Here is a 3,497-nt window from a genome sequence, read left to right on the forward strand (position 1 = left end):
CCCCGCCAAAATGCTGCCCGCCGTCGCCGCCACCGCCATCACCGCCTACACCCAACCCGGCGAACTCGTACTGGACCCGATGTGCGGCATCGGCACCACCCTCGTCGAAGCCGTTCACACCGGCCGCGACGCGATCGGGATCGAACTCGAACCCCGGTGGGCCGCACTGGCGCGCGACAACCTCGACCACGCCCAAGAGCAGGGCGCAACCGGTAGCGGCGCCGTCATCATCGGCGACGCCCGCCACGCCCACGCCCTGGTCACCGACCCACAGCTGGCCGGACGGATCGCGCTGCTGCTCACCTCACCGCCCTACGGACATTCCGTCCACGGGCAGGTCCGCTCCACCCGCGACTCCGGCCAACCCGGCGTCCACAAATCCGACTACTCCTACGGCAAGACCCCCGGAAATCTGGCCCGCGGCAGCCACCAGCGGCTGCTGACCGGTTTCGCCGACATCCTGGCCGGCTGCGTGCCGCTGCTACGGCCCGGCGGCATCGTGGCCATCACCACCCGCCCGTTCCGCCGCAACGGGCACCTGGTCGACTTCCCCGGCCAGATCTGGGCCGCCGCCCAAGACGCCGGACTGGAACCCGTGCAGCGGCTGGTCGCGCTGCTGTGCGGCATCAAGGACCAGCGGCTGGTCACCCGGGCGTCGTTCTTCGCCGCCCACGAGACCCGCAAAGCCCGCACAGCCGGACTCCCTCTCCACGTCACCGCCCACGAAGACGTCCTCGTCCTCCGCAAACCGCCCCATGCAGCTGTCGACCGTACGGACGAGGGCGGCACGCCGGGGAACCAGCAGTGATGCGGCACGTGGTGATGTTCTCCGGCGGGATCAGCAGCTGGGCCGCCGCCCACCGCGTCGCCGACGAACACGGCACCAGCAACCTAAAGCTGCTGTTCGCCGACACCTACGCCGAGGACGAGGACCTCTACCGGTTCCTGGAGGAAGCCGCGGCACAGATAGGTGCACCGTTGATCCGCATCGCGGATGGCCGAACGCCGTGGCAGGTTTTCGACGAAGAGCGTTACCTCGGGAATGCGCGGGTAGCACCGTGCTCCCGGCGACTCAAGCAGATCCCTTGCGTACGGTGGCTGGCTCAGCACACCGACCCGGCCGACACGGTGGTCCATGTCGGAATCGACTGGAGCGAACTCCACCGCTTGCCGGCCATCGAACGCGGCTACCAGCCCTGGCGGGCCCACGCCCCGCTGTGCGACCCGCCATGGACCAGCAAGGACGAACTCCTGGATCAGGCCCGTGCCTGCGGCCTGGAACCACCCCGGTTGTATGCGCTGGGCTTTCCGCACAACAACTGCGGCGGCGCATGCTTCCGCGGCGGCCAGGCCGCCTGGGCGCACCTGTGGCGCGTCTTCCCCGACCGGTACCTCGACCACGAACGACGCGAGCAGGCATTCCGAAACCGGCTCGGCAAGAACGTCGCGATACTGCGGGAACGCCGCGGCAGCACCACACAGCCACTGCCCCTCCGACAACTACGCCAACGCCTCGAAAACCATGCAGACGCCGGAGCAACCGAAGATCCGGACGGGCAGCAGGCCGACCACGACCGCCTCGACTGGGGCGGGTGCGGCTGCCTGCCAGTCCCCGACTCATCCACACGCAGTGAATCCTCCTCACCGACTCGCATCCAGCCGGTAACGGACAGGCAGCGGTCCGATGACCGTCGTCCACGCTGTACGGCACGCGAGACGGAGGGGGACCAACAACGATGACGTGTCCCGCCGAGCTTGTGCACGTGCAGTTGCCCGGCGAATCCGCCAGCGGAGTCTTGGACGCGCGCGCCAACCGGTGTGCAGGTTCGGCAAGGGCACCGCGCTGGTGGAAACGAGACGTCGCCACTACAAGCTCCGCGTCCATAGCCGTCCTGCCGCACCCCACCCCCGGCACAGGGAAAGCGCCGGGTGCGGTCGCGGCGCTCGGCTTGACCACAGCCGCGCAGGCGAGCATCGATCGACCCCCTGGGTCGCGGTCTCGGCATGGAAGTCGCGAGGGGGGCCTCCCACCAGCCGCGCCCAGGGGCCTGGCCGGGGCGTCTCAGGTCGCAGTCGGTCTGTGATAGTCGGCCGCACCGGACGTCCCGGCCGCCGCCCCCGCCCACCCGGTGGCGGCGGTCCCGACCACCACGCCGAACCGCTGCAGGTGCATGTGGAAATCGTCACCGTCGGCGGCCAGGAAGGCGGCGCGCTACGAGCGGCGCAAGCCAAGGTCATCCGTGAACTCTTGCTGTGGGGAGCCGATGGAGACACCGGCACCGCCCAAACGCCGCGAGGGCGGCGTCACTTCCACCGAGACGCAGGTCAATCCCTGGGATCTTTCCACAAAACCGGCTGCGAGCCACGCGAAATCCCCAGAGCGAGGGACGACGGGCTCGGTCAGCGGACCCGACGCCGTGAGCGGCGACCCATCAACCAGATGACGCGGATCCCTCGGGCGATCACTGGCCAAACCCATGGTCTGCGTCCGTCGCTGACGTCCCCGACCTGGTCGCGCATCTCCATGTTCAGATCGGCTGCTTGCCTTTGGTTCTGGCGGCAGTTTAGGCGGATGCGGGTAGTGGGCCGGCGAGGATGTCTTGCATGCGTTCGGCGCCGTTCTCGATCACTGGCTGGAGTTGGTGCCGGTACACGGTCTCGGTGACCGCGGTGTTGTGGTGCCCGATCAGGTCGCTGATCTTCTGGGTGGCGACGCCGTCGTCACTGAGCAGTGAGACGAAGGTGTGCCGCAGCTCGCGCGGGCACCAGCGGCTTCCCAGGCCTGCCGCCTGCGTCATCAGGGTGAAACGGTCGCGGACTTGTGCGCCGGTCAGCGGGGCGCCGTCGGGATGAGCGAACACCAGGTCATGGTCGCGGTAGGCGGCACCGGCAGCAAGCTTGTCCGCGGCCTGGACGGTCCGGGCCGCGGACAAGGCGTCCACGGCCAGTTTGGGCAGTCGCAGGCCACGCCGGCTGCCCGGTGTTTTGGTGTCGCCGCCGAACCGGTCCGATCGCGTCACCAGCACGGTCCCGTCCGCCAGGTCCACCTGCCGCCACCGCAGCGCCCGCAACTCCTCGGTCCGCAGCCCGCTGAGCAACCCCACCGCCACATAGGGCCCGAGCCGGTGCCCGCCTTCCAGCGCCTCCCGCAGCAGCGCGGCCGCTTGCTGCCGCGACAGCGACGATGACGGCCGTCCAGGCCGGCCGCGTGGCGTGTCGACGAGCTCGGCGACGTTCCGTGCGACCTTGTCGTGCCGCTGCGCGCGCCGCAACGCCCGCTTCAGCAGCCCGTGCACGATCCGCAGAGTGCTGGTCGTCAGATCGTGCGCACGGTCCAGAAGCCACGTCTCGACCGGGTCAGCCGATAAGGTCCGCACCGGTACCTGCCCGAGCTGCGGGATCAGATGCCGATCGACCAGCGTGCGGTAGGTCTGCACGGTCGTCTCCGCCAACTCCTTGCCGGCCAGTACGGTCAGCAGATCCTCGGCGGCGCGTTC

General features: G+C 69.4%; 3 protein-coding genes. 2 read left to right on the plus strand and 1 reads right to left on the minus strand.

From position 1 onward, the window contains the following. Both E1285_RS43885 and E1285_RS43890 read left to right on the plus strand, forming a co-directional pair. Positions 1-808 (plus strand): DNA methyltransferase (locus E1285_RS43885; protein ID WP_132160830.1); only part of this gene is annotated, 808 nt, incomplete at its 5' end. Beyond that, positions 808-1,740 (plus strand): hypothetical protein, encoded by a 933-nt coding sequence (locus E1285_RS43890; protein WP_207947272.1) that lies wholly within the window; start codon positions 808-810, stop codon positions 1,738-1,740. The genes E1285_RS43885 and E1285_RS43890, both read left to right, overlap by 1 nt. A gap of 824 nt (positions 1,741-2,564) precedes the next feature. Here the strand turns inward: E1285_RS43890 and E1285_RS43895 are convergent. Then, on the minus strand, positions 2,565-3,497 hold a 933-nt coding region (locus E1285_RS43895), incomplete at its 5' end, for a site-specific integrase (RefSeq protein WP_207947273.1).

It is taken from the genome of Actinomadura sp. 7K507 (genome assembly GCF_004348425.1).
Taxonomy (GTDB): Bacteria; Actinomycetota; Actinomycetes; order Streptosporangiales; family Streptosporangiaceae; genus Spirillospora.